This window comes from Providencia sp. PROV032, assembly GCF_028484875.1.
GTDB classification, from domain to species: domain Bacteria; phylum Pseudomonadota; class Gammaproteobacteria; order Enterobacterales; family Enterobacteriaceae; genus Providencia; species Providencia rettgeri_E.
This window is the reverse complement of sequence record NZ_JAMPSX010000071.1, coordinates 1-1,696: the sequence shown is the minus strand read 5'-3', so window position 1 is coordinate 1,696 and position 1,696 is coordinate 1. Positions and strand designations below refer to the sequence as shown.

General features: G+C 46.9%; 3 protein-coding genes. All 3 read left to right on the top strand.

Annotated features, from left to right (window positions below; translation table 11 throughout):
• Nucleotides 1-24: 24 nt before the first annotated feature.
• Nucleotides 25-498 carry a trimethoprim-resistant dihydrofolate reductase DfrA15 gene (gene dfrA15 / locus PSF42_RS20655; protein WP_001355915.1) on the top strand — a complete coding sequence of 158 codons (474 nt, stop codon included), beginning with the start codon at nt 25-27 and terminating at the stop codon, nt 496-498.
• Nucleotides 499-599: 101 nt separating this feature from the next.
• Nucleotides 600-1,391 carry an ANT(3'')-Ia family aminoglycoside nucleotidyltransferase AadA2 gene (locus PSF42_RS20650; protein ID WP_001261740.1) on the top strand — a complete coding sequence of 264 codons (792 nt, stop codon included), beginning with the start codon at nt 600-602 and terminating at the stop codon, nt 1,389-1,391.
• 163 nt (nt 1,392-1,554) lie between these two features.
• On the top strand, nt 1,555-1,696 hold a 142-nt coding region (locus PSF42_RS20645), incomplete at its 3' end, for a DMT family transporter (protein ID WP_038349987.1).

Sequence of the window (1,696 nt, the reverse complement as noted above, 5' to 3'; positions counted from 1 at the left end):
AAAGTTAACCCCTAAGGAAGTATCGTGAAACTATCACTAATGGCAGCAATTTCGAAGAATGGAGTTATCGGAAATGGCCCAGATATTCCATGGAGTGCCAAAGGGGAACAATTACTCTTCAAAGCGATTACCTATAATCAGTGGCTTTTGGTAGGCCGAAAGACTTTCGAGTCAATGGGGGCTTTACCCAACCGAAAATATGCCGTTGTAACTCGTTCAAGCTTCACTTCCAGTGATGAGAATGTATTGGTATTTCCATCTATCGATGAAGCGCTAAATCATCTGAAGACGATAACGGATCATGTGATTGTGTCTGGTGGTGGTGAAATATACAAAAGCCTGATCGATAAAGTTGATACTTTACATATTTCAACAATCGACATTGAGCCAGAAGGTGATGTCTATTTTCCAGAAATCCCCAGTAGTTTTAGGCCAGTTTTTAGCCAAGACTTCGTGTCTAACATAAATTATAGTTACCAAATCTGGCAAAAGGGTTAACAAGTGGCAGCAACTGACCGCCAAAAGTGTCACTTGTTTTGCCAAAAAGCCGGCAAAACAAGCGCCAATTTTGTCGGCAGCTGTGCCAGACGTTAGACATCATGAGGGTAGCGGTGACCATCGAAATTTCGAACCAACTATCAGAGGTGCTAAGCGTCATTGAGCGCCATCTGGAATCAACGTTGCTGGCCGTGCATTTGTACGGCTCCGCAGTGGATGGCGGCCTGAAGCCATACAGCGATATTGATTTGTTGGTTACTGTGGCCGTAAAGCTTGATGAAACGACGCGGCGAGCATTGCTCAATGACCTTATGGAGGCTTCGGCTTTCCCTGGCGAGAGCGAGACGCTCCGCGCTATAGAAGTCACCCTTGTCGTGCATGACGACATCATCCCGTGGCGTTATCCGGCTAAGCGCGAGCTGCAATTTGGAGAATGGCAGCGCAATGACATTCTTGCGGGTATCTTCGAGCCAGCCATGATCGACATTGATCTAGCTATCCTGCTTACAAAAGCAAGAGAACATAGCGTTGCCTTGGTAGGTCCGGCAGCGGAGGAATTCTTTGACCCGGTTCCTGAACAGGATCTATTCGAGGCGCTGAGGGAAACCTTGAAGCTATGGAACTCGCAGCCCGACTGGGCCGGCGATGAGCGAAATGTAGTGCTTACGTTGTCCCGCATTTGGTACAGCGCAATAACCGGCAAAATCGCGCCGAAGGATGTCGCTGCCGACTGGGCAATAAAACGCCTACCTGCCCAGTATCAGCCCGTCTTACTTGAAGCTAAGCAAGCTTATCTGGGACAAAAAGAAGATCACTTGGCCTCACGCGCAGATCACTTGGAAGAATTTATTCGCTTTGTGAAAGGCGAGATCATCAAGTCAGTTGGTAAATGATGTCTAACAATTCGTTCAAGCCGACCGCGCTACGCGCGGCGGCTTAACTCCGGCGTTAGATGCACTAAGCACATAATTGCTCACAGCCAAACTATCAGGTCAAGTCTGCTTTTATTATTTTTAAGCGTGCATAATAAGCCCTACACAAATTGGGAGATACATCATGAAAGGCTGGCTTTTTCTTGTTATCGCAATAGTTGGCGAAGTAATCGCAACATCCGCATTAAAATCTAGCGAGGGCTTTACTAAGCTTGCCCCTTCCGCCGTTGTCATAATCGGTTATGGCATCGCATTTTATTTTCTTT